Below are 23338 nucleotides of genomic sequence, written 5' to 3'. Positions count from 1 at the left end.
ATAAATTCACTTTGCGCCCGCGCCGACATTTTGTAAGGTGAGGAGATATTGCACACAACTCGTTATCACCTAATAAGCCCTTATCCGGGCGGGACACAGATATTATGAAAAACGTTGGTTTCATCGGTTGGCGCGGAATGGTCGGCTCGGTTCTCATGCAACGCATGACGGAAGAGCGCGATTTCGACGCCATTCGCCCGGTCTTTTTCTCCACCTCGCAGCACGGTTCTGCCGCGCCGGCCTTCGGCGGCCAGCAGGGCACGCTGCAGGATGCCTATGACATCGACGCCCTGAGCGCGCTCGATATCATTATTACCTGTCAGGGCGGCGATTATACCAACGAAGTTTACCCTAAGCTGCGCGCCAGCGGTTGGCAGGGTTACTGGATCGACGCGGCCTCGTCGCTGCGCATGCAGGATGACGCCATCATCATTCTGGATCCGGTCAACCACGCGGTGATCCAGCAGGGCCTGGACAAAGGCATCAAAACCTTCGTCGGCGGCAACTGCACCGTCAGCCTAATGCTGATGTCCCTCGGCGGCCTGTTCGCCAACGATCTGGTGGAGTGGGCGTCGGTCGCCACCTACCAGGCGGCCTCCGGCGGCGGCGCTCGCCACATGCGCGAACTGCTGACCCAAATGGGCATGCTGCACGCCGATGTGGCGAAAGAGCTGCAGGATCCAGCCTCCGCCATTCTGGATATCGAACGCAAGGTGACCGAGGCGACCCGCAGCGGCAAACTGCCGACCGACAACTTCGGCGTGCCGCTGGCCGGCAGCCTGATCCCGTGGATCGACAAGCAGCTCGACAACGGCCAGAGCCGCGAAGAGTGGAAAGGCCAGGCGGAGACCAACAAGATCCTCAACACCGGCAGCGTGATCCCGGTCGATGGCCTGTGCGTGCGCGTGGGCGCGCTGCGCTGCCACAGCCAGGCGTTCACCCTGAAGCTGAAAAAAGACGTGTCGCTGCCGGAAATCGAGCAGATGCTGGCGACGCACAACGACTGGGTGCGCGTGATCCCGAACGACCGCGAGCTGACCATGCGCGAACTGACGCCTGCGGCGGTGACCGGCACGCTGAATACGCCGGTCGGCCGTCTGCGCAAGCTGAATATGGGGCCGGAGTACCTGTCGGCGTTCACCGTGGGCGACCAACTGCTGTGGGGCGCGGCCGAGCCGCTGCGCCGCATGCTGCGCATCCTGCTGTAAACCCGCTCGCCAGTTCATCTGTTGTATTTCAAAGCCCGCTTATTGCGGGCTTTTTCATATGAGCGGAGTCATGTCGGTATGGTCTGAATGTGGTTACAAGTTAATCTTCCCTGTGATATTTATAAGCGCATTGGCAACATAGCGCAGGTATAGGGATATGATTTCCAACGAAGGATTGCAGGTCGCGCTTTCACCCGTGCAGCTAGCGGCCGTGATGTCGGATAGCACGGTCACAGAAGGGGAAACCTGGGGTAATCGGCTCATGGGGGGCTGGGTTTAGCGGGGGGAGTCGTCGAACTTCTTGGGGCTGGGGTGATGTGCTATGCGCCTGACCCAACATTGTTAACCAAAGTGGGATGCGTGGTCGTTGGCACTCATAGCATGGATAGCATAAAAACCGCATCAAATCAGATCATTACCGGCCGATCATTGACTACAGACACTTATAAGTCGGCGGTTTTGCTGGCTCAGAGTCTGGGGGCCGACGAAGATATGGCTTACAACGTCGGTTTAACGGTAGATATTGCCGTTCCTTTGGTGTTTGCAACCGCTTTAGGCGCTGTACGCGTGGCTTCCGTTCGGGTGGGGCAATTAAAATTGCTTGAACACGAGTCTATAGCCGGTGCAAAAGGAGGTGGGCACACTATTGCTAAGCATGTTGCTAAAAGTTCAGAAGAGCTGCTGGAGCGCTTGGCAAAGAGTCCTGGTTTACAGTCAGCCTCGACATTTACAGATTTACGTACTGCTGAAGACGCGATTAGTCGGGCGTTGAAAGTGAATAACGCGCTTATTAAGCGCTGGGCGCAACAGCCTACTTCGGCCAACGTGCTTGAACTCACGCATAAGGTGGGTAAAGCGGTTGGTTTTGGCTACAGGCAAGGAAGCACAATTCAATTAACGTCCAACAGCGTGCGGGTTGTCTTGCTAAAGAAAATTTACAACGGTAAGCCGTATTACATTTTAACCGCTTACCCCATTATCAGATAAGGGACCCTATGGGCTTTTCAGTCGCTAATCTCGGTACACTTGTGCGTGTTTTTTTTGGGCAAGATTATGATTTATTTGGAGAGTCTGTAGAAGAGATCCTGGCCTCTTATCGGGAGACGGAAAATACCGCGACAGTGAGAAAAACCGTCGATGAAGCACGAGCGTTGCTGGCGCAATATCCTGAGGAACAACAGCTTGAACTTGCTGTTGCTGAACTTGCTGATGGGGAGTTTGCACCAGCGCCATGGGGATACACGGCGCGATCGTTTCTTGAGAAGGTGATCTCTGCTTTGGAATAGGCGATACCTGCTGCTTCTGTACTTTGTTGTAAACCCGCACTTCCTGGGGGCTGAGCGCTTTCAGCCCCCTAACGCCTTATTTTCCGCTTTTTTGTTCGCTGCGCGCCGCGTCGGGCAGCGTTATCGCAAGTCTCGTTTCATTGGGCTGTACCCCGCATCTCTTCTCGTCGGCCGCCACATGCAGATGCCGTCAGGCTGGCAGTTTTCTTAATGAAGAATTTTCCTCACCAATGCCGAGCAGTTTTTAACAGACATTGGCTATGCTTAACGCAGGGGTGAACACTTTTTCACCATGACTGAAATATTTCAAAAAATAAGCATAAAGAGCGAAATTCAGGTCGGCAGAGTAAAGATTGGTCAATAACCGACCGCAATCACGCTTTAGAGTCCGAATGCATTGCATGATGACCAAAACGGCCAAGGAATAACCAACAAGCCGTGCTTAGATCATGCTGTTAATCTAAGGAAGAAGACTATGCCTGTACTTCCCGATCGTGACGTGATTGATCAGATCATCTCCGGCCATTACGCCGATCCCTTTGCTCTGCTTGGCATGCATGCGACCGATAACGGTCTGCAAGTGCGCGCGCTGCTGCCGGACGCCGGCGCAGTCTGGCTGGTGGAACAGCAAACCGGCCGGCGACTGGTGCAGCTGAACTGCGACGATCCGCGCGGTTTCTTCAGCGCCGTGGTGCCGCGGCGAAAAAATCCTTTCCGCTATCAGCTGCAGGTCAGCTGGCGCGATCATCAACAGATCGTCGACGATCCCTACCGGTTCGGCCCGCTGCTGCAGGATATCGACAGTTGGTTATTGGCCGAAGGCACGCATCTGCGCCCCTATGAACGGCTGGGCGCTCACCTCGTCACGCTGGATGGCGTCGACGGCGTCAGCTTTGCGGTCTGGGCGCCCAACGCGCAGCGCGTCTCGGTGGTGGGGGAATTCAACTTCTGGGACGGCCGCCGCCACCCGATGCGTCTGCGGCGTGAGAACGGCATCTGGGAGCTGTTCTTGCCCGGCGTGCGGGCCGGGCAGCTGTACAAATATGAAATCGTCGATTGCTATGGCAATACCCAACTGAAAGCCGATCCTTACGCCTTTGAGGCGCAGATGCGCCCGGATACCGCCTCGCTGGTGGCGCCGCTGCCGGAGGTGGTGCCGTCGACGCCGGCGCGCCGCCGCGCCAACGATTTTGACCAGCCGATCGCCATTTACGAGGTGCATCTCGGCTCATGGCGCCGCCACACCGATAACCACTTTTGGCTCAGCTACGGTGAACTGGCGGTGCAGCTGATCGACTATGTGAAGGACATGGGATTCACCCATATCGAGCTGCTGCCGGTCAACGAGCACCCGTTCGACGGCAGCTGGGGCTACCAGCCGCTGGGGCTGTATGCGCCGACCCGGCGCTTCGGCACGCCGGCCGACTTCAGGGCGTTTGTGGCGGCGGCGCATGAGGCGGGCATCAACGTGATCCTCGACTGGGTGCCGGGGCACTTCCCCAGCGACGCCTACGGCCTGGCGAATTTCGATGGCACTGCGCTGTACGAATACGCCGATCCGCGCGAGGGCTACCATCAGGACTGGAATACGCTGATTTACAACTACGGTCGCCACGAGGTGCGCAACTACCTGGCGGGCAACGCGCTGTATTGGCTGGAGCGCTTCGGCATCGACGCGCTGCGGGTGGATGCGGTGGCGTCGATGATCTATCGCGACTACAGCCGCGCCGACGGCGAGTGGGTGCCGAATTACTACGGCGGCAACGAGAATCTGGAGGCCATCGCCTTCCTGCGTTATACCAACCAGACTATCGGCCAGGCGCAGCCGGGCGCGGTGACGCTGGCGGAGGAATCCACCGACTATCCCGGCGTCACCCTGCCGCCGGACGCCAACGGCCTTGGGTTCCACTACAAATGGAACCTCGGCTGGATGCACGACACGCTCAATTACATGAAGTGCGATCCGGTGCACCGCAAGTATCACCACAACCAGATGACCTTCGGCATGCTGTACGCCTATACCGAGAACTTCGTGTTGCCTATCTCGCACGATGAAGTGGTGCACGGCAAAAAATCGGTCCTCGACCGTATGCCGGGCGACGCCTGGCAGAAATTCGCCAACCTGCGCGCCTATTACGGCTTTATGTGGGCGCATCCGGGCAAGAAGCTGCTGTTTATGGGCTGCGAATTCGCACAGGGGCGCGAGTGGAATTTCGATACCAGCCTCGACTGGCATTTATTGGAAGGGTTGGATAACTGGCATAACGGCGTGCAGCGGCTGGTGCGCGATCTGAACCACTGCTACCGGCAGCAGGCGCCGCTGTACGAGCGCGACTACCGGCCTGACGGCTTCGAGTGGCTGGTGGTCGACGATCACGACAACTCGGTGTTCGCGTTCGCGCGCTACGATTCGCAGGGCAATGAGCTGATCGCCATCAGCAACTTTACCCCGGTGCCGCGCTACCGCTACCGCATCGGCCTCTCGCGCGCCGGTGACTACCGCGAGATCCTCAATACCGATTCGCACCACTATCACGGCAGCAACGCCGGCAATCAGGGGCGGGTCTCTTCCGAAGCGGTCGGCAGCCACGGCCGCGACTTCTCCATCTGCGTAACGCTGCCGCCGCTGGCGACCATTTATCTGCTGCGGGAGGCGCCATGACGGAGCTGACGGCCGGCCTCGCCGCGCCGCTGGGCGCGCATTACGACGGCGAAGGCATCAACTTTACCCTGTACTCGGCGCACGCCGAGCGGGTGGAGCTGTGCCTGTTCGACGGCCAGCAGCGCGAAGTGCGCCTGCCGCTGCCGGCGCGCAGCGGCGATATCTGGCATGGCTACTTACCGGGCGGCAGGCCGGGGCAACGTTACGGTTACCGGGTCTACGGCCCGTTTGACCCGGCGAACGGACAGCGTTTCAACCCCAACAAACTGGCGCTCGATCCGGCCGCGCGCGCGGTGGAAGGGCCGGTGGCGGATCACCCGCACCTGCACGGCGGTTACGAGCAGCCGGACCCGCACGACAGCGCGGAGCTGATGCCGAAGTGCGTGGTGGTGGACGAACAGTATGACTGGCAGGACGATCGCCCGCCTGCCACGCCCTGGGGACAGACGGTGATTTACGAAGCGCACGTGCGCGGCCTGACGCTGCTGCACCCGCAGATCCCGCCGGCGCTGCGCGGCAGCTTCGCCGCATTGGGGCACCCGGCGATGATCGCCCACTTCAAACGCCTCGGCATCACCGCGCTGGAACTGCTGCCGGTGCAGCAACATACCTCCGAACCGCGCCTGCAGCGGCTGGGGCTGATCAACTATTGGGGCTATAACGTGCTGGCGCCCTATGCGCCGGACAACCGCTACGCCAGCCTGAGCACCGATGCCACGCCGCTGAACGAATTCCGCGATGCGGTCAAGGCGCTGCACAAAGCCGGCATCGAGGTGATCCTCGACGTGGTGTTCAACCACAGCGCCGAGCTGGATATGGACGGGCCGATGCTGTCGCTGAGCGGCATCGATAACCTGAGCTACTACTGGCTGACGCCCGAAGGGGACTATGTCAACGACACCGGCTGCGGCAACACGCTGCGGTTGGATCAGCCGCAGGGCGTGGCCTGGGTGATGGATTGCCTGCGTTTTTGGGTGCGGGAGTGCCACGTCGACGGCTTCCGTTTCGATCTGGGCAGCGTGCTCGGCCGCACGCCGGGGTTCGATCGCGATGCGCCGCTGTTCCAGGCGATGCTGGCGGACGATGTGCTGTCGCGCTGCAAGCTGATCGCCGAACCCTGGGACATTGGCCCCGGCGGCTATCAGGTAGGGGCGTTTCCTGGCCGCTTCGCCGAATGGAACGATCATTACCGCGATGACATGCGTCGTTTCTGGCTGCAGAGCGGCGTATCGCTCGGCCAGTTCGCCCGGCGTTTTGCCGCTTCCAGCGATCTGTATAACCAGCGCGGGCGAGCGCCTTACGCCACCGTCAATATGCTGACCGCCCATGACGGTTTTACCCTGCAGGACGTGGTCAGCTTCAATGAGAAACACAATCAGCCCAACGGCGAGGGCAACCGCGACGGCAGCGATCGCAATTTCAGCAACAACCACGGCGTCGAAGGCCTGGTCGCCGACGACGCCATTGTGCAACGCCGCAGGGCCAGCCAACGGGCGATGCTCGCCACGCTGTTGCTGTCCCAGGGAACGCCGATGCTGCTGGCCGGCGATGAACAGGGACACAGCCAGCAGGGAAACAACAATGCCTATTGTCAGGACAACGCCACCACCTGGCTCGATTGGGCCACGGCGGACGACGCGCTGACCGATTACGTCGCGGCGCTGATCGCGCTGCGCCGCCAGATCCCCGCGCTGCAGCAGGACCGCTGGTGGCAGCAGGACGACGGCAGCGTGCAGTGGCTGAACGCGCAAGGGCAGGCGCTCGACGCGCAGCAGTGGGAGCAGGGCGAGCCGCTCATGCAGATCCTGCTGTCGCAGCGCTGGCTGCTGCTGATCAACGCCACGCCGCAAACGACGGAGATGAGGTTGCCGGAAGGCGATTGGCAGGTTGTCGCCCCGTTCACTCAGGAAGACTCACGGGCGGTATTGCCCGCCTGGCACCAGGCCGCGCGCTCGCTTTGCGTACTGGTACGGAAATAATAAAAGGAGTCCGCTATGGTTAGGTTTGAAAATAAAGACCCCCTGATGTTGGCGCGCCAGCTGCCGATTAAATCCGTAGCGCTGATCCTGGCCGGCGGCCGCGGTTCACGTCTGAAAGATTTGACCTCCACCCGCGCCAAGCCCGCCGTCCACTTTGGCGGCAAATTCCGCATCATCGACTTCGCCTTGTCGAACTGCCTGAACTCCGGCATCCGCCGCATCGGCGTGATCACCCAATACCAGTCGCACACGCTGGTGCAGCACATTCAGCGCGGCTGGTCGTTCCTCAACGAGGAGATGAATGAGTTCGTCGATCTGCTACCAGCCCAGCAGCGCCTCAGCACCGAGCATTGGTACAAGGGTACCGCCGACGCGGTGTACCAGAACCTGGATATCATCCGCCGCTACGAGGCCGAATACGTGGTGATCCTGGCGGGCGATCACATCTACAAGATGGATTATTCGCGCATGCTGATCGACCACGTCGAGAAGGGCGCTCAGTGCACCGTGGCTTGCCTGCCGGTGCCGCGCAGCGAAGCCGGCGAATTCGGCGTGATGAAGGTGGATGAAAGCGACCGCATCATCGAGTTTCTGGAAAAGCCCGCCGATCCGCCGGCGATGCCGGGCAACCCGGATATGTCGCTGGCCAGCATGGGCATCTATATTTTTAATGCCGCCTACCTGTTCCAACTGCTGGAAGAGGATATGTCGACCCCCGGCTCCAGCCACGATTTCGGCAAGGATCTGATCCCGAAAATCACCGCGCAGCAGGCGGCGTGGGCGCATCCGTTTACCTTGTCCTGCGTGACGTCCAACCCCGACTTGCCGCCTTACTGGCGCGACGTGGGCACGCTGGACGCTTACTGGCGCGCCAATCTCGATCTGGCGTCGGTGACGCCGGAGCTGGACATGTACGACCGCGCCTGGCCGATCCGCACCCACATGGAACCGCTGCCGCCGGCCAAGTTCGTGCAGGATCGCTCCGGTAGCCATGGCATGACCATGAATTCGCTGGTGTCCGGCGGTTGCATCGTCTCGGGCTCGGTGGTGGTGCATTCGGTGCTGTTCCCGCGCGTGCGAGTGAACTCGTTTTGCACCATCGACTCTACCGTATTGCTGCCGGACGTGAACGTCGGCCGTTCCTGCCGCCTGCGGCGCTGCATCATCGACCGCGCCTGCCATATTCCGGAGGGCATGGTGATCGGGGAAAACGCCGATGAGGACAGCAAGCGTTTCTATCGCTCGGAAGGCGGCATCGTGCTGGTGACGCGCGAAATGTTGTCAAAATTGTGAGTTAACGTGGGGGGCAGAATGATAGCCTGCCGCCCGATGAACGGTTCGATGGCTTGCGCAACGCGGCACACATAACAGCGGCAAGCCTGCTTTATTTCTTATCCAGAGGCCTTCGGCCGACTTTCAGGAGTGATAATGCAGGTCTTACACGTATGTTCTGAAATGTTCCCCCTACTGAAAACGGGCGGACTCGCAGACGTGGTTGGCGCGCTGCCGGCGGCGCAAATCGCCGAAGGCGCCGATGTTCGGGTGCTATTGCCCGCTTTCCCTGACGTACGCAACGGCATACCCGACACCGTGCTGGTGGCGGAGATAGACTCGTTCGCCGGCCGTGTCGGCCTGCGTTACGGCACCTACCATGGCGTGGGCATTTACCTGATCGATGCGCCCTGGCTGTATGACCGGCCGGGCAGTCCGTACCACGATCAGTCCATGTACGCTTACCCCGACAACCACCGGCGTTTTGCGCTGCTGGGCTGGATGGCCTGCGAGTTGGCCAAGGGGCTGGATCGCTACTGGCGTCCGCAGCTGGTGCACGCTCACGACTGGCATGCCGGCCTGAGCTGCGCCTATCTGGCCGCCAACGGCCACCCGGCGCGTTCGGTGTTCACCGTGCACAACCTGGCCTATCAGGGCCTGTTCTCCGCCCATCACGTGACCGAGCTGTGGCTGCCGGCGTCGTTTTACGACGTTTATGGCCTGGAGTTTTACGGTCAGATGTCGTTCCTCAAGGCCGGGCTGTTTTATGCCGACCACGTGACCGCCGTCAGCCCGACCTATGCGCGCGAGATCACCCGGCCGGAGTTTGGCTACGGCATGGAGGGGCTGCTGCAGGAGCGGCAGCGGCAAGGCAGGTTGAGCGGCATCCTCAACGGCGTGGACGACAAGATTTGGGATCCGGCCCACGACCCGCGGCTGAGCGCCCGCTACGACGCCGACGATCTGAAAAGCAAGGTCAAAAACAAGCTGCATCTGCAAAAGGCCATGGGGCTGAAGGTGGACGAATCGCTGCCGGTGTTCGCGGTGGTGAGCCGATTGACTAGCCAGAAAGGCCTCGATCTGGTGCTGCAGGCGCTGCCCGAATTGCTGGCGCAGGGCGGGCAGTTGGCGCTGCTGGGCGCCGGCGACGCGGTGCTGCAGCAGGCGTTTCTGGCCGCCGCCGCCGACTACCCTGAGCAGGTCGGCGTGCAGATTGGTTATCACGAATCCTTCTCCCACCGCATCATCGGCGGCGCCGACGTCATTCTGGTGCCGAGCCGCTTCGAGCCCTGCGGCCTGACGCAGCTCTACGGCCTGAAATACGGCACTCTGCCGCTGGTGCGCCGCACCGGCGGACTGGCGGACACGGTCGTGGACTGCGCGCTGGAGAACCTGGCCGACGGCACCGCCAGCGGATTCGTGTTCGACGATTGCGACGCTGTCGCGCTGGGCAACGCCATCCGCCGCGCCATGGTGCTGTGGAGCCGGCCGAAACACTGGCGCCACGTTCAGCGCCACGCCATGAGCGTGGACTTCGGCTGGCCGGTGGCGGCGAAAGAGTATTTATCGCTTTATCAACGCTTGTAGTCCGCGATTCGCGTCGCGGGTTGACGCGCGGCGGGCAACCGTAAGGGTAGATTGTCGGGGCGCAGCGTACCGCGCCCATGTTCAGCGGGGCCAGCTATTCCGCGGCGGATGGCTGGGCTCCCCATTAGGGATTAAAAGCCATGACTTCACCGTTTAGTTACACCTCACCTACGGTCAGTGTGGAAGCGCTGAAACATTCCATTGCCTATAAGCTGATGTTTATCGTCGGCAAGGATCCGGCGATCGCCAACCGCCACGACTGGCTCAACGCCGTCCTGTTCGCGGTGCGCGATCGCATGGTTGAGCGCTGGCTGCGCTCCAACCGCGCCCAGCTGTCTCAAGACGTGCGGCAGGTGTATTACCTGTCGATGGAGTTTCTGATCGGCCGCACGTTGTCGAACGCGCTGCTGTCGATGGGCATTTATCAGGACATCGACAACGCGTTGAACGAGATGGGGCTGAACCTGGCGGAGCTGCTGGAGGAAGAGAACGACCCCGGGCTCGGCAACGGCGGTCTGGGCCGGCTGGCGGCCTGCTTCCTCGACTCGCTGGCGACGCTGGCGCTGCCGGGGCGCGGCTATGGCATTCGCTATGAGTACGGCATGTTCAAGCAGAACATCGTCAACGGCCAACAGATGGAATCGCCGGACTACTGGCTGGAGTACGGCAATCCGTGGGAGTTTCCGCGCCATAACACCCGCTACAAGGTGCGCTTCGGCGGCCGCGTGCAGCAGGAGGGGGCCAAGGCCCGCTGGCTGGAGACCGAAGAAATCGTGGCCATCGCCTACGATCAGGTGATCCCCGGTTTCGACACCGACGCCACCAACACGCTGCGGTTGTGGGGCGCGCAGGCCAGTAACGAGATCAACCTCGGCAAGTTCAATCAGGGCGATTACTTCGCGGCGGTGGAAGATAAAAACCATTCGGAGAACGTGTCGCGCGTGCTCTATCCGGACGATTCGACCTCCTCCGGGCGTGAATTGCGCTTGCGACAAGAGTATTTCCTGGTGTCGGCCACGGTACAGGATATTCTCAATCGCCATTGGCTGATGCACAAAACCTTCGACAACCTGGCGGACAAGATCGCCATTCACCTCAACGACACTCACCCGGTGTTGTCGATTCCGGAGCTGATGCACCGGCTGATCGACGAGCACAAGTTCAAGTGGCTCGACGCCTGGGAAGTGGTGGAGCAGGTATTCTCCTACACTAACCACACGCTGATGAGCGAGGCGCTGGAGACCTGGCCGGTGGACATGCTCGGCCGCATCCTGCCGCGCCATCTGCAGCTGATTTTCGAGATCAACGATCACTTCCTCAAAATGGTGCAGGAGGTGGCGCCGGGCGACAACGATCTGCTGGCGCGGGTCTCGATCATCGACGAAACCAACGGCCGTCGGGTGCGCATGGCGTGGCTGGCGGTGGTGGCCAGCCACAAGGTCAACGGCGTTTCCGCTCTGCATTCCGAACTGATGGTGCAGTCGCTGTTCGCCGACTTCGCCCGGCTGTTCCCGACTCGTTTCTGCAACAAAACCAACGGGGTGACGCCGCGTCGTTGGCTGGCGCTGGCCAACCCGCCGTTGGCGGCGGTGCTGGACGACTGCATCGGCCAAACCTGGCGCACCGATCTCAGCCAGCTGAGCGAGATCAAGGCCAACATCGATTACCCGAGCTTCCTGCAGGCGGTGCAGCGCGCCAAGCGGCAGAACAAGGAGCGGCTGGCGCTGTACATCGCCAAAACGCTCAACGTGGTGGTTAACCCGGATGCGCTGTTCGACGTGCAGATCAAACGCATCCACGAGTACAAACGGCAGTTGCTCAACGTGTTGCACGTCATCACGCTGTATAACCGTTTGCTGGCCGACCCTGATATCGAGCGCGTGCCGCGGGTGGTGATCTTTGCCGGCAAGGCGGCCTCGGCCTACTATGCCGCCAAGCAGATCATCCGCCTGATCAACGACGTGGCCAAAGTGATCAACAACGATCCGCGCGTGCATACCCAGTTGAAGGTGGTGTTCATTCCGAACTACGGCGTCAGCCTGGCGCAGATCATCATCCCGGCGGCGGATCTGTCGGAACAGATCTCGCTGGCGGGCACCGAAGCCTCGGGCACCAGCAATATGAAGTTCGCGTTGAACGGCGCGCTGACCATCGGCACGCTGGACGGCGCCAACGTCGAGATGCGCGAGCACGTGGGGGAGGAGAACATCTTTATCTTCGGCAATACCGCCGAGCAGGTCGAGGAACTGCGCCGCAACGGTTACAACCCGCGCCAGTACTACGAGCAAGACCCAGAGCTGCATCAGGCGCTGACGCAGATCGCCACCGGCATGTTCAGCCCTGAGGAGCCGAAGCGCTATGGCAATTTGTTCGACTCGCTGGTGAACCTCGGCGACCACTATCAGCTGTTGGCGGATTACCGCAGCTATGTGGACACGCAGGACAAGGTGGACGAGGTGTATCTCAATCAGGACGAGTGGACGCGGCGCGCGGTGCTGAATATCGCCAATATGGGTTACTTCTCATCCGATCGCACCATTCAGGAATATGCGGATGAAATTTGGCACATTAAGCCGGTGAAGCTGTAAAGCGGGGCAGGAAAAAAGCAAAGGGCCGGATAACCGGCCCTTTTTCGTTACGCTGCGGCTCAGGAAGCCAGCGACAGCGCTTTCGTTTTCGCGTGTTCCGCCAGCCAGGCTTTCACGCGCGCCTGCTGCGCTTCGTCCAGCCACATGCCCAGCTTGGTGCGGCGCCAGATAGCGTCGTCCAGCTCCACGACCCACTCTTTCTCGGTCAGATAGCGCAGTTCGGCTTCATACAGACCGTGGCCGAAATCTTCGCCCAGATCGGCGAGGCCGTTGGCGCCGGCCAGGATCAGCTCGCTCTGGCTGCCGTAGGTGCGGGCATAGCGGCGCGCCAGGGCTTCCGGCAGCCAGCCGTGCGCACGGCGCAGTTTGGCCGCGTAACCGTCGCGGTCGCCGTCGATGTCACCGCCCGGCAGCGTGGCGTTTTTGGTCCACGCCGGGCCGCAGCCTGGGTAGTAGTGGGCCAGTTTTTCCATCGCATGTTCGGCCAGCTTGCGGTAGGTGGTCAGCTTGCCGCCGAAGACCGACAGCAGCGGCGCCTTGCCTTGCTCGTCGTGCACGTCCAGCGTGTAATCGCGGGTGATCGCCTGCGGTGAATCGGATTCGTCGTCGCACAGCGGACGCACGCCGGAGTAAGTCCAGACGATGTCGTCGCGGCCCAGCTGCTTCTTGAAGTGATCGTTGTACACTTTCAGCAGATAAGCGATTTCGTTCTCGTCGATCTTCACGTCTTTCGGATCGCCTTTGTACTCCACGTCGGTGGTGCCGATGATGGAGAACTCGTCATTCCACGGGATCACGAACACGATGCGGTGGTCTTCGTTCTGCAGAATGTAAGACTGCGGCTGATCGTGCACGCGCGGCACCACGATGTGGCTGCCTTTGATCAGACGGATGCCGTAAGGCGATTTCAGCTTCAGGCCGTCGTCGAAGAAGTTTTTCACCCACGGGCCGGTGGCGTTCACCAGGCCTTTGGCGCGCCAGGTGAAGGTTTTGCCGCTGTCGATATCGACCGCTTCCACCATCCACAGGCCGTTTTCGCGCCATGCGCGGGTCACTTTGGTGCGGGTGCGCACTTCGCCGCCGCGTTTTTCCACTTCCTGCGCGTTCAGCACCACCAGGCGAGCATCGTCGACCCAGCAGTCGGAATATTCGAAACCGCGCTTCAGTTCAGGCTTCAGCACCGATTCTGGTCCAAAGCGCAACCCCTTGCTGCCCGGCAGGCTGGTGCGTTTGCCCAGGTGATCGTACAGGAACAGGCCGATACGGATCATCCAGGCCGGACGCAGATGCGGCTGGTGCGGCAGGCGGAAACGCATCGGGAACGCGATGTGCGGCGCCAGTTTCAGCAGCACTTCACGTTCGGCCAGCGCTTCGCTCACCAGGCGGAATTCGTAGTGTTCCAGGTAGCGCAGGCCACCGTGGATCAGTTTGGAACTGGCGGAAGACGTAGCACAGGCCAAGTCTTGCGCTTCCAGTAGCAGTACCGACAGCCCGCGCCCGGCAGCATCCGCCGCGATGCCGGCACCGTTGATGCCGCCACCGATAACGATCAAGTCTTTGGTTTCCACGTCATCTTCCTCCAGATGTTCGAAATAGCTCTTTCATGTTCGTTTTCGCTCATGATTGTAATCAAAAACCAACAAGCAAGCCAAGACTTAACCAAACAAAAACATTTAGGCGTGATAGAGGTAACAGTTTGGTGATGATAGTCACACAAGTAGCATGGATATGGCGCGGGCGCGCAAACGGCTGTCGGTGAGGGGGTTAAAGGGATGAAACGGGGCGGCGGCGCGCCCCGCAGGTTAAGGCCGAATCAGCACAGCTCCAGCTGCACGTCGTACTGTTCGATGATTTTCATCACGCTCGGCGGCGGCAGCTGGTCGGTAAACAGGTAGTCGATCAGGTTCATGTTGCCCAGGTTGACCATGGCGTTGCGGCCGAATTTGGAGTGGTCGGTCACCAGCATCACGCAGCGGGAATTTTCGATAATCGCGCGTTTGGTGCGCACTTCGTGATAGTCGAATTCGAGCAGTGAGCCGTCCATATCGATGCCGCTGATGCCGAGAATGCCGTAATCGAGACGGAATTGGGAGATGAAGTCCAGGGTGGCTTCGCCCATGATGCCGCCGTCGCGGGTGCGCACTTCGCCGCCGGCCAGGATCAGGCGGAAGTCTTCCTTGGCGGTCAGCAGGGTGGCGACGTTAAGGTTGTTGGTGACCACGCGCAGGTTCTTGTGGTTCATCAGCGCATGGGCCACCGCCTCCGGCGTGGTGCCGATATCGATGAACAGCGTGGCGCCGTCCGGGATCTGGCTGGCGACGCGCTGGGCGATGCGGGCTTTCTCTTCCGACCACATCACCTTGCGATCGTTATAGGCAGCGTTGACCGAGCTGGAAGGCAGCGCCGCGCCGCCGTGGTGACGCTGGATCTTGTTCTGGTCGGCCAGGTCATTCAAATCGCGGCGAATCGTTTGCGGGCTGACGTCAAAATGCTCGACCAGCTCTTCCGTGCTGACGTAACCCTGCAGGCGCACCAGCTCGATAATTGCGTCATGACGCTGTGTTTGCTTCACGATAATCCCCTAAAACGCCCGCTATGCCCGCTGGGCATAGCTCCCGGCTGTTATTGTTCGTTGTGTGCGCGATGACGCGTATCCCAAAATGCCATCAATAACCCTAACACTAAACCGGCTACGTGTGCCGCGTTGGCGATCGACATTCCTAAAATATCGAAATATCCGGCCACCAGCCACAGCACCGAGAACACCATCAGGCCGCGCGGCAGCATCAGGCCGCGCTCCGGCGCCCGTTCGCCCGACAGCCAGACATAGCCCATCAGCGCATAGACCACGCCTGACAGCCCGCCGAACAGCGCGCCGCTGAACAGCGATTGCGCCCAGCCGCTGAAGAACGCCGACACCACCGCCAGCACGAACAGCTTGCCGGCGCCGAGGCGTTTTTCCATCTGGCCGCCGAGATACCACCACCACATCAGGTTAAACAGGATATGCAGCAGAGAGAAATGCAGGAACGCATGGCTGATCCAGCGCCACAGCTGCGTGTATTGGCTGCTGTCTTGCGGCCAGGAGAGCCAGTACATCACGGTATCGTCGCCCAGCGCCTGCATCAGAATATAGACCGCGATGCACAGCACCATCACGCCGAGCGTCAGCGGCCCGGCCTTGCTGCGCAGGGTGTGCAGGTAGGATTCGCTCTGATAGTGCAGGCCGGCGTCGGTATGGCCGGTCTGCCAGCTGGCGGCCTGATAACGGCGGTTGAGCGGATCGACCAGAAACTGCTGCAGCTCGTGTTGCACCTGCTCGAGGTGGCCGTCGTCGGCCAGCCAGATTTCCGCCGCTTCGCCGCTGTTGCGCAGCTCAAGCCGGATGCCCTGGGTCGCCATATAGTCGACAAAGGCCAGCGCCAGGCGCGGGTTGGATACGGCGATTACTCTAACCATTGCTCTTCCGTCGTAAGTGAATGATTTTGGCCGCGGCTTGCTCGCCGGCGACCCTGACGGCCGATTATAACGTCGAAATCCTGAGCGCTGGCAAACGGATCTGCGAAAAACCCGCGAAAACGCGCATAAAATCGAAGGGAAAGCCCGCCGATGCGCGACGGGCGGCGGGGATCAGGCTGAGGTTTCCACGTCTTGCGGATACTGACGGGCCCAGGCCTCGAAACCGCCGTCGATGCTGTAGACCGCGTCGAACCCCTGGTGCAGCAGGTATTGCGCCGCGCTGCGGCTGCTGTTGCCGTGGTAGCACATCACCATCACCGGCCGCTCGAAGTCGTTTTGTTGCATAAAGGCCGACAGGGTGGCGTTGGTGAGGTGAAAGGCGCCCGGCGTATGCCCGGCTTCAAAACTTTGCGGATCGCGGATGTCGACCAGGGCGGCGCTGCCCTCTTTCCAGAGGCTGTAAGCCTGTTCAACGTTGATCGCTTCGAACTGTTCCATACTGCTGACTGCCTCATTATTGGGGGACGCCGCTATTGTAACCAACTCTGCGGCGTTTAAGACCAGAGCAAGCTTGTGGTTTTCTCACACCAGCAGCACTTCTACCCCTTGTTGACGCAGTTGCTCAACGATCGCCGAATCGGCGGCGCGGCCGGTGATCACCATGGCGATTTGCTCGGTACGGCTGAACAGCATGCCGGCGCGTTGGCCGACTTTGCTGCTGTCAACCAGCACCACCAGTTTACCGACGTAGTTGAGCATCTTCTGTTCCGCCATCGCGGTCAGCATATCGGTTTTATACAGGCCGTCAGCGGTGAGGCCGATACCGCTGGTGAACATCCAGTGCCCGGCGTACAGGGTGGCGTCGCCGTCCTGGGGCGCCAGAGTAATCGACTGGGTTTTGTTGTACTGGCCTCCCATGATCACCACGCTGTCATGTTCCTGCTCAATCAGGTAATTGGCCAGCGGCAGATAATTGGTGATCACCTGAACCGGCTTGCCGCAAATTTCACGGCCCAACAGAAATGCGGTGGAGCCGCAATTGATCACCACGCTTTCACCCGGCTGACAGAGCTGTGCCGCGGCCGCCGCAATACGCATTTTTTCGTCCAGGTGCTGGGTTTGGTGGATATTGAGTGGCGTCCAGGCCGGGCGCGGAGTTTGTGTGGCTTCGGCGCCGTTGCGCACTTTGCGCAATTTGCCGATTTCATTCAGTTTGTTGATGTCCCGGCGCGCGGTAGCCGGAGAGATGTCAAACGCCGCGATGACGTCCGCCACGGAGATTTGCCCCTTGCGCTGCAAGAGATCGAGAATGGCGTTGTGGCGTTGGGACTCTGTCATGCGGGCTCCGTCGGAGAGAGAAAACGTCGTTGCCTATGATTATATGCGCGCCGTTTGACGATTTGAATCATTCCCGTTCAAAAGCGCGCATCCGTATGCAACACCGGTTGATTACAAGAAAGACTTGAAGGGCAGATCGGGTTCGAGGGTGAAGCAATCATCGAAACCGCGCGGGTAGTGGTACTCCAGATTGTCTTTATCCTGCGGCCAGATGAACTTGCCGCCAACCTGCCAGATAAACGGTTTAAAACCGTATTTGAGCCGGTCTTTCTTCATTTCCCACAGCACGCGAATTTCCTGCGGATCCGCCTGGAAATTCGACCATATGTCATGGTGGAAGGGGATCACGACCTTGGCGTTCAGCGATTCCGCCATGCGCAAGATGTCGGCGCTGGTCATCTTGTCGGTAATGCCGCGCGGGTTCTCGCCGTAGGAACCGAGGGCGACATCGATCTGATGATCGTTGCCGTGCTTGGCGTAATAGTTGGAGTAGTGGGAATCGCCGCTGTGATAAAGGTTGCCGCCCGGCGTTTTGAACAGGTAGTTGACCGCCCGCAGGTCCATGCCGTCCGGCAGAACGCCCGCCGCTTTTTGTTCCACCGGCAGTGTGATGAGCGCCGTGCGATCGAAGGCGTCCAGCGCATGAATTTCAATGTCTTTGATTTTTATCACGTCGCCAGGTTTGACGGTGATGCAGCGCTCAGGCGGCACACCCCAGCCAATCCAGATATCCACGCAGCTTTGCGGCCCGATAAACGGAACGGTGGCGGCGCAATTTTGCAACACCGCCGCGGCGACGTTCACATCGATGTGATCGTTGTGGTCGTGCGTGGCCAAGACGGCGTCGAGCTGGGTAATCGCGAAGGGATCCAGTACGAATGGGGTAGTGCGCAGGTTAGGCTGTAGCTTGCGCACCCCCGCCATTCGCTGCATTTGGTGGCCGGTTTTCATCAGTGGGTTGCCGTGGCTTTGCTTGCCGGTACCGCACCAAAAGTCGACGCACAGATTGGCGCTTTCTTCGGATTTGAGCCAGATACCGGTACAGCCCAGCCACCACATGGCGAAGGTGCCGGGCGCAACTTTCTCCTGCTCTATCTCTTCGTTCAGCCAGGTGCCCCATTCGGGAAAGGTGTTCAATATCCAGGATTCGCGGGTGATGTCGTTGACTTTACTCATGGGTCGTTCCTCGTTGGCGGTGATAATGCAATCACAAATAATCATTTAAAGATTTTATGTGATTTGTTTTGATCGAATTTAGCACCGTTTTTTTCAACTGACAACGATCGAAATACACGATAACACCGCCGGATTTACGTGGTGCGCCGTCCTTTTATCTCCTTTTTGTTTGATTAACTGCTATTAAATTCAATGGGTAATAAAATGTAAGCCGTCTAATTCATTGAATGTTAGTGGAATTGATTTTTAACTTGCGAGGTTGTTCACAAATAATCATTTATGATCTTTTTGTGATTTCTTGTGATTGGTATGGTGAAGGCGTTACCTGCATGCCAACCTTTTCGGGAGAGCCGTATGGAAACTCTTTACACCATCTTCACCGTCTTTTTTAACCAGGTGATGACCAATGCGCCGCTGCTGTTGGGGCTGGTTACGCTGCTGGGTTACACGTTGCTGCGCAAAAGCGCGGCGGTCATTATCAAAGGCACGATCAAAACCATTATCGGTTTCATGTTGCTGCAAGCCGGTTCCGGCATCCTGACCGGCACGTTCAAACCGGTGGTGGCGAAGCTGTCCGAGGTGTACGGCATCAACGGGGCGATTTCAGATACCTATGCCTCGATGATGGCCACCATCGATCGGATGGGGGAGGCCTATAGCTGGGTCGGCTACGCGGTCTTGCTGGCGCTGGCGCTGAACATACTCTACGTGCTGTTGAGGCGCATTACCGGCATCCGCACCATCATGCTTACCGGTCATATCATGTTTCAGCAGGTGGGGTTGATCGCGGTATTTTTCTACATTCTGGGCTACGGCATGTGGACAACGGTATTGTGCAGCGCGCTGTTGGCTTCACTGTATTGGGGCATCACGTCCAACATGATGTTCAAACCGACGCAGGCGGTGACGGAAAACAGCGGTTTCTCCATTGGGCACCAACAGCAGTTCGCTTCGTGGCTGGCGTATAAGGCAGCGCCGTATCTCGGTAAAAAAGAGGACAGCGTGGAAGATCTGAAGCTGCCTGGGTGGCTGAATATTTTCCATGACAACATCGTTTCCACCGCCATCGTGATGACGCTGTTCTTCGGCATCATTCTTTGCTCGTTCGGCTTGGATACCCTGCAGGCGATGGCCGGTAAAACCCACTGGAGCATCTATATCCTGCAAACCGGGCTGATGTTCGCGGTGGCGATTTTCATCATCGTGCAGGGCGTGCGCATGTTCGTCGCCGAATTGACCGAGGCCTTCAATGGGATTTCCCAACGCCTGATCCCCGGTGCGGTACTGGCCATCGACTGCGCCGCCATCTATAGCTTCGCGCCCAACGCCGTGGTGTGGGGCTTTATGTGGGGCACCATCGGCCAATTGATCGCCGTCGGCATCCTCCTGGCGTGCGGCGCTTCCATCATGATCATCCCCGGTTTCATTCCCATGTTCTTCTCTAACGCCACCATCGGCGTGTTCGCTAACCACTTTGGCGGCTGGCGCGCGGCGATGAAGATCTGCCTGGTGATGGGGATGATAGAGATCTTGGGCTGCGTGTGGGCCATCAAGCTGACCGGGCTGAGCGCCTGGATGGGAATGGCGGACTGGTCGATTCTGGCGCCGCCGCTGATGCAAGGGCTGAGCTTCGGCCTGTGGTTTATGGGCGTGGTGATCGCCATCGCGCTGCTGTACATGTTCTTCGCCGGGCGCACCCTGCGCGCGGAGGAAGATGCTGAAAAACAATCGGTTGAACCAGCGTCACGTTAATAGGAGTGCAGATTATGACGGTACGAATCCTGGCGGTGTGCGGTTGCGGACAAGGCAGTTCCATGATCATGAAAATGAAAGTCGACCAATTTTTAACGCAGCAAGGCGTGGATCATTCGGTCAACAGCTGTGCGGTGGGGGAATACAAATCCGAGTTGAGCGGGGCTGACATCATCATCGCTTCCACCCATGTCGCGGATGAGATCGTCGTCAGCGGCAACAAATACGTAGTTGGGGTGCGCAATATGCTCTCGGCTGCCGACTTCGGTCCGAAGCTGATGGAAGTCATCGGCGCGCATTTTCCGCAAGATTTGAAGCAGTGAGGAGCGAGTCATGAAGCTGAGCGATTCGTTGGCGCAGAACAACGCTATTCACCTGCAGGCGGAGGCTGCCGACTGGCGTCAGGCGGTGCGGCTGGGGGTCGATCTGCTGGTGGCCGCCGGCGTGGTGGAGCCTCGCTATTTCGACGCCATTCTGGCCGGCGTCGAACGGCACGGCCCTTACTTCGTGTTGGCGCCCGGCCTGGCGATGCCGCATGGTCGGCCGGAGGAAGGGGTGCTGAAAACCGGCTTCGCCTTGGTCACCTTGAAAACGCCGGTGTGCTTCGGCGATGAGGACAACGATCCGATAGATATCTTGATCACCATGGCGGCGGTGGACGCCAAAACGCATCAGGAGGTGGGCATCATGCAAGTGGTTAACCTGTTCGAAGATGAGGCGAACTTCGATCGCTTGCGGGCCTGTCGCCGGGCGAGCGAGGTACTGGCGTTAATCGACAAAACGTCCGCGGCGGCGGCGAATTGAAGGAGACATGCAATGAAAACGCATTTACCGATGCTGCAAGTGGCGCTGGATAACCTGTCCATGGCCGCGGCTTACAATACGACGCGCCTGATCGCGGCCGAAGTCGACATCATTGAGGTCGGCACTATTTTGTGCGTGGCGGAAGGCGTACGGGCCGTGCGCGATCTGAAAGCGCTGTATCCGGATCGCATCGTGTTGGCGGACGCGAAAATCGCCGATGCGGGGCAAATTTTGGCGCGGATGTGCTTCGAGGCGCACGCCGACTGGATCACGGTGATCTGCTGCGCTGACATCAATACGGCCAAGGGCGCGCTGCAGGTGGCGCATGAGTTCGGTGGCGACGTGCAGATCGAACTGACGGGATTTTGGACCTGGGAACAGGCGCAGGCGTGGCGTGAGGCGGGTATTGGTCAGGTGGTGTATCACCGCAGCCGTGACGCGCAGGCGGCGGGCGTCGCCTGGAGCGATGACGATATCCGCGCGGTTCATCGCCTGAGCGAGATGGGTTTCAAGGTGACGGTTACCGGCGGATTGTCATTGGCGGATTTGCCTCTGTTCCGGGGCATTCCCATCCATGTTTTTATCGCCGGGCGCAGCATTCGCGATGCCGCCGATCCGGTCGCGGCGGCGCGGGAATTTAAACGCGTCATCGCCCAACTGTGGGGCTGAGGAGCGGTTATGTTGCAAAAATCCGTACCGTTGGGCATCTACGAGAAGGCGTTGCCGCCGGGCGAGGACTGGCTGACGCGCTTGCAACTGGCGGGGGAGTTGGGATTCGATTTCGTTGAAATGTCGATCGATGAAAGCGACGGCCGTCTGGCGCGGCTGGATTGGAACAGCGAGCAGCGACTGGCGCTGATCGGCGCCGTTGCGGCCAGCGGTGTGCGCGTCCCTTCTTTGTGCCTTAGCGCCCATCGGCGTTTTCCGTTGGGCAGTGAAGACGACAGGACGCGCGAGCGGGGGCTGGAGATCATGCGCAAGGCCATCCGGCTGGCGCAGGATACCGGCATACGGGTGATCCAACTGGCCGGATATGACGTTTATTACCAACAGGCTACTGCGCAGACCCGCGCCCGGTTCCGCGCCGGCTTGGCGCAGGCGGTGGAGATGGCCAGCCGCGCGCAGGTCATGCTGGCGATGGAAATCATGGATTATGCGCTGATGAATTCGATCAGCAAGGCGCTGGGTTATGTCCACTACCTGAATAACCCATGGTTTCAGCTGTACCCGGACATCGGCAATTTGTCTGCCTGGGACAACGATGTGCAGATGGAGCTCGTAGCCGGACGCGGGCATATCGTAGCGGTGCACGTTAAGGATACGCGGCCGGGAGAGTTTAAGAACGTGCCGTTCGGCGAGGGCGTGGTCGATTTCACTCGCTGCTTCGAAACGCTGCTTGCGAGCGGCTATCGCGGCCCCTATCTGCTCGAAATGTGGAGCGAGAAGGCGCCCGACCCGCTGCAGGCGGTGCGGGAGGCGCGTGCCTGGGTGGTTGAACGCATGGCAGAGGCCGGGTTGGAAATAGGGAGCTAACATGCTGGAACAACTGAAATGGCAGGTCTACAAAGCCAATATGGCGCTGCCTGAGCACGGGCTGGTGACCTATACCTGGGGCAATGTCAGCGGCATCGATCGGGCCAGCGATCTGATGGTGATAAAACCCAGCGGCGTGCCTTATGAAACGATGCGGGCGGAAGATATGGTGGTGGTGAATGCGCGAGGGGAGGTTGTTGAGGGGCAACTGCGGCCTTCATCCGATACGCCGACGCATCTGGCGCTGTACCGGGCATTCCCACAACTCGGCGGCGTCGTGCATACGCACTCCACTCACGCCACCGCCTGGGCCCAGGCGGGTGAGGCGATACCGGCGTTTGGCACCACCCATGCCGACTATTTTTCCGGCGACATTCCTTGCACCCGCGCGCTGACGGCGGAAGAGGTGGCGCGGGAATATGAATTGAACACCGGCCGGGTGATTATCGAAACCCTGTGCGGGCGCGAGCCGTTGCACATTCCCGGCATTCTGGCGTATCAGCATGGTCCGTTTAGTTGGGGCTGCTCGCCGGATGAGGCGGTGCATAACGCGGTGGTGCTCGAGGAGGTGGCTAAGATGGCGTGGATCAGCCGGGGCATTAACCCCGGCCTGCGCCGGATCGATGAACACCTGTCGGCGAAACATTTCAGCCGCAAACATGGCGCCGGCGCTTATTACGGCCAGCGCTGACTA

The 23338-nt window shown here is 59.8% G+C and carries 20 protein-coding genes; 14 read left to right on the top strand and 6 right to left on the bottom strand.

The window, feature by feature from the left end; genetic code table 11:
- Positions 1-104: 104 nt before the first annotated feature.
- The 8 genes from asd (at position 105) to glgP (ending at position 12582) form a co-directional block, all read left to right on the top strand.
- Positions 105-1208: an aspartate-semialdehyde dehydrogenase gene (gene asd / locus ACUTQY_RS22355; protein ID WP_016930397.1), complete on the top strand. Its 1104-nt coding sequence runs from the start codon at positions 105-107 to the stop codon at positions 1206-1208.
- 381 nt (positions 1209-1589) lie between these two features.
- The gene (locus tag ACUTQY_RS22350) at positions 1590-2195 is read left to right on the top strand and encodes an RNase A-like domain-containing protein (RefSeq protein ID WP_232096335.1); all 606 of its coding nucleotides are present in this window, start codon (positions 1590-1592) and stop codon (positions 2193-2195) included.
- A gap of 8 nt (positions 2196-2203) precedes the next feature.
- Positions 2204-2494 (top strand): contact-dependent growth inhibition system immunity protein, encoded by a 291-nt coding sequence (locus tag ACUTQY_RS22345; RefSeq protein ID WP_033645311.1) that lies wholly within the window; start codon positions 2204-2206, stop codon positions 2492-2494.
- Between the two features lie 475 nt (positions 2495-2969).
- Entirely contained in the window at positions 2970-5156 is a 2187-nt protein-coding gene (gene glgB, locus ACUTQY_RS22340; RefSeq protein WP_033645310.1) for a 1,4-alpha-glucan branching enzyme, read from the top strand.
- Positions 5153-7135: a glycogen debranching protein GlgX gene (gene glgX / locus ACUTQY_RS22335; protein WP_033645309.1), complete on the top strand. Its 1983-nt coding sequence runs from the start codon at positions 5153-5155 to the stop codon at positions 7133-7135. The genes glgB and glgX overlap by 4 nt, the downstream gene beginning before the upstream one ends.
- Positions 7136-7150: 15 nt before the next feature.
- Entirely contained in the window at positions 7151-8428 is a 1278-nt protein-coding gene (glgC, locus tag ACUTQY_RS22330) for a glucose-1-phosphate adenylyltransferase (RefSeq protein ID WP_004930810.1), read from the top strand.
- Between the two features lie 135 nt (positions 8429-8563).
- Positions 8564-9994, top strand: a complete 1431-nt coding sequence (glgA, locus tag ACUTQY_RS22325; RefSeq protein WP_033645308.1) for a glycogen synthase GlgA — start codon at positions 8564-8566, stop codon at positions 9992-9994.
- 140 nt (positions 9995-10134) lie between these two features.
- Positions 10135-12582, top strand: coding sequence for a glycogen phosphorylase (gene glgP / locus ACUTQY_RS22320; RefSeq protein ID WP_033645307.1), 2448 nt, complete (start codon positions 10135-10137; stop codon positions 12580-12582).
- A 59-nt stretch (positions 12583-12641) separates the two neighbouring features.
- Here glgP and glpD read toward each other — a convergent pair whose 3' ends face one another.
- From glpD to ulaG, 6 genes are all read right to left on the bottom strand, one after another.
- A complete protein-coding gene (gene glpD / locus ACUTQY_RS22315) occupies positions 12642-14150 on the bottom strand; it encodes a glycerol-3-phosphate dehydrogenase (protein ID WP_004930801.1) in 1509 nt (502 codons plus the stop codon).
- A gap of 245 nt (positions 14151-14395) precedes the next feature.
- Positions 14396-15154, bottom strand: a complete 759-nt coding sequence (locus tag ACUTQY_RS22310) for a DeoR/GlpR family transcriptional regulator (RefSeq protein WP_004930797.1) — start codon at positions 15152-15154, stop codon at positions 14396-14398.
- A 50-nt stretch (positions 15155-15204) separates the two neighbouring features.
- Complete coding sequence (glpG, locus tag ACUTQY_RS22305) at positions 15205-16041, bottom strand: rhomboid family intramembrane serine protease GlpG (RefSeq protein WP_033645306.1); 837 nt, start codon at positions 16039-16041, stop codon at positions 15205-15207.
- Between the two features lie 171 nt (positions 16042-16212).
- Positions 16213-16539 carry a thiosulfate sulfurtransferase GlpE gene (gene glpE, locus ACUTQY_RS22300; protein WP_033645305.1) on the bottom strand — a complete coding sequence of 109 codons (327 nt, stop codon included), beginning with the start codon at positions 16537-16539 and terminating at the stop codon, positions 16213-16215.
- Positions 16540-16623: 84 nt separating this feature from the next.
- On the bottom strand, positions 16624-17379 hold the full coding sequence (gene ulaR, locus ACUTQY_RS22295; RefSeq protein ID WP_033651753.1) for an HTH-type transcriptional regulator UlaR: 756 nt from the start codon (positions 17377-17379) through the stop codon (positions 16624-16626).
- 111 nt (positions 17380-17490) lie between these two features.
- Positions 17491-18555, bottom strand: coding sequence for an L-ascorbate 6-phosphate lactonase (gene ulaG, locus ACUTQY_RS22290; RefSeq protein ID WP_033645303.1), 1065 nt, complete (start codon positions 18553-18555; stop codon positions 17491-17493).
- Positions 18556-18909: 354 nt separating this feature from the next.
- Here ulaG and ulaA point away from each other — a divergent pair, with 354 nt between their 5' ends.
- The 6 genes from ulaA to ACUTQY_RS22260 are packed head-to-tail and all read left to right on the top strand — an operon-like array spanning position 18910 to position 23335.
- Complete coding sequence (ulaA, locus tag ACUTQY_RS22285) at positions 18910-20307, top strand: PTS ascorbate transporter subunit IIC (protein WP_033645302.1); 1398 nt, start codon at positions 18910-18912, stop codon at positions 20305-20307.
- Positions 20308-20321: 14 nt separating this feature from the next.
- Positions 20322-20630, top strand: coding sequence for a PTS ascorbate transporter subunit IIB (ulaB, locus tag ACUTQY_RS22280; protein WP_033645301.1), 309 nt, complete (start codon positions 20322-20324; stop codon positions 20628-20630).
- A gap of 10 nt (positions 20631-20640) precedes the next feature.
- Positions 20641-21111, top strand: coding sequence for a PTS ascorbate transporter subunit IIA (gene ulaC / locus ACUTQY_RS22275; protein ID WP_033645300.1), 471 nt, complete (start codon positions 20641-20643; stop codon positions 21109-21111).
- 12 nt (positions 21112-21123) lie between these two features.
- Positions 21124-21780: a 3-keto-L-gulonate-6-phosphate decarboxylase UlaD gene (locus tag ACUTQY_RS22270; protein ID WP_033645299.1), complete on the top strand. Its 657-nt coding sequence runs from the start codon at positions 21124-21126 to the stop codon at positions 21778-21780.
- A 9-nt stretch (positions 21781-21789) separates the two neighbouring features.
- Positions 21790-22644 carry an L-ribulose-5-phosphate 3-epimerase gene (locus ACUTQY_RS22265; RefSeq protein ID WP_033645298.1) on the top strand — a complete coding sequence of 285 codons (855 nt, stop codon included), beginning with the start codon at positions 21790-21792 and terminating at the stop codon, positions 22642-22644.
- Between the two features lie 4 nt (positions 22645-22648).
- Positions 22649-23335, top strand: coding sequence for an L-ribulose-5-phosphate 4-epimerase (locus ACUTQY_RS22260; protein ID WP_046688554.1), 687 nt, complete (start codon positions 22649-22651; stop codon positions 23333-23335).
- The last annotated feature ends 3 nt before the right edge of the window (positions 23336-23338 follow it).

The organism is Serratia sp. TSA_130.1 (assembly GCF_052691795.1).
The sequence above is the reverse complement of the archived record's forward strand: the minus strand, read 5'-3'. Positions and strand labels throughout refer to the sequence as shown.

Coding starts and splice junctions, on each gene's coding strand:
- glpE (WP_033645305.1), bottom strand. CDS start 16,539: ATGGAACAGTTCGAAGCGATCAACGTTGAACAGGCTTACAGCCTCTGG.
- ulaC (WP_033645300.1), top strand. CDS start 20,641: ATGAAGCTGAGCGATTCGTTGGCGCAGAACAACGCTATTCACCTGCAG.
- ulaG (WP_033645303.1), bottom strand. CDS start 18,555: ATGAGTAAAGTCAACGACATCACCCGCGAATCCTGGATATTGAACACC.
- ulaB (WP_033645301.1), top strand. CDS start 20,322: ATGACGGTACGAATCCTGGCGGTGTGCGGTTGCGGACAAGGCAGTTCC.
- ACUTQY_RS22345 (WP_033645311.1), top strand. CDS start 2,204: ATGGGCTTTTCAGTCGCTAATCTCGGTACACTTGTGCGTGTTTTTTTT.
- glgX (WP_033645309.1), top strand. CDS start 5,153: ATGACGGAGCTGACGGCCGGCCTCGCCGCGCCGCTGGGCGCGCATTAC.
- ACUTQY_RS22265 (WP_033645298.1), top strand. CDS start 21,790: ATGTTGCAAAAATCCGTACCGTTGGGCATCTACGAGAAGGCGTTGCCG.
- ACUTQY_RS22270 (WP_033645299.1), top strand. CDS start 21,124: ATGAAAACGCATTTACCGATGCTGCAAGTGGCGCTGGATAACCTGTCC.
- glgP (WP_033645307.1), top strand. CDS start 10,135: ATGACTTCACCGTTTAGTTACACCTCACCTACGGTCAGTGTGGAAGCG.
- ulaR (WP_033651753.1), bottom strand. CDS start 17,379: ATGACAGAGTCCCAACGCCACAACGCCATTCTCGATCTCTTGCAGCGC.
- glgC (WP_004930810.1), top strand. CDS start 7,151: ATGGTTAGGTTTGAAAATAAAGACCCCCTGATGTTGGCGCGCCAGCTG.
- glpG (WP_033645306.1), bottom strand. CDS start 16,041: ATGGTTAGAGTAATCGCCGTATCCAACCCGCGCCTGGCGCTGGCCTTT.
- asd (WP_016930397.1), top strand. CDS start 105: ATGAAAAACGTTGGTTTCATCGGTTGGCGCGGAATGGTCGGCTCGGTT.
- glgB (WP_033645310.1), top strand. CDS start 2,970: ATGCCTGTACTTCCCGATCGTGACGTGATTGATCAGATCATCTCCGGC.
- ulaA (WP_033645302.1), top strand. CDS start 18,910: ATGGAAACTCTTTACACCATCTTCACCGTCTTTTTTAACCAGGTGATG.
- ACUTQY_RS22350 (WP_232096335.1), top strand. CDS start 1,590: ATGGATAGCATAAAAACCGCATCAAATCAGATCATTACCGGCCGATCA.
- glgA (WP_033645308.1), top strand. CDS start 8,564: ATGCAGGTCTTACACGTATGTTCTGAAATGTTCCCCCTACTGAAAACG.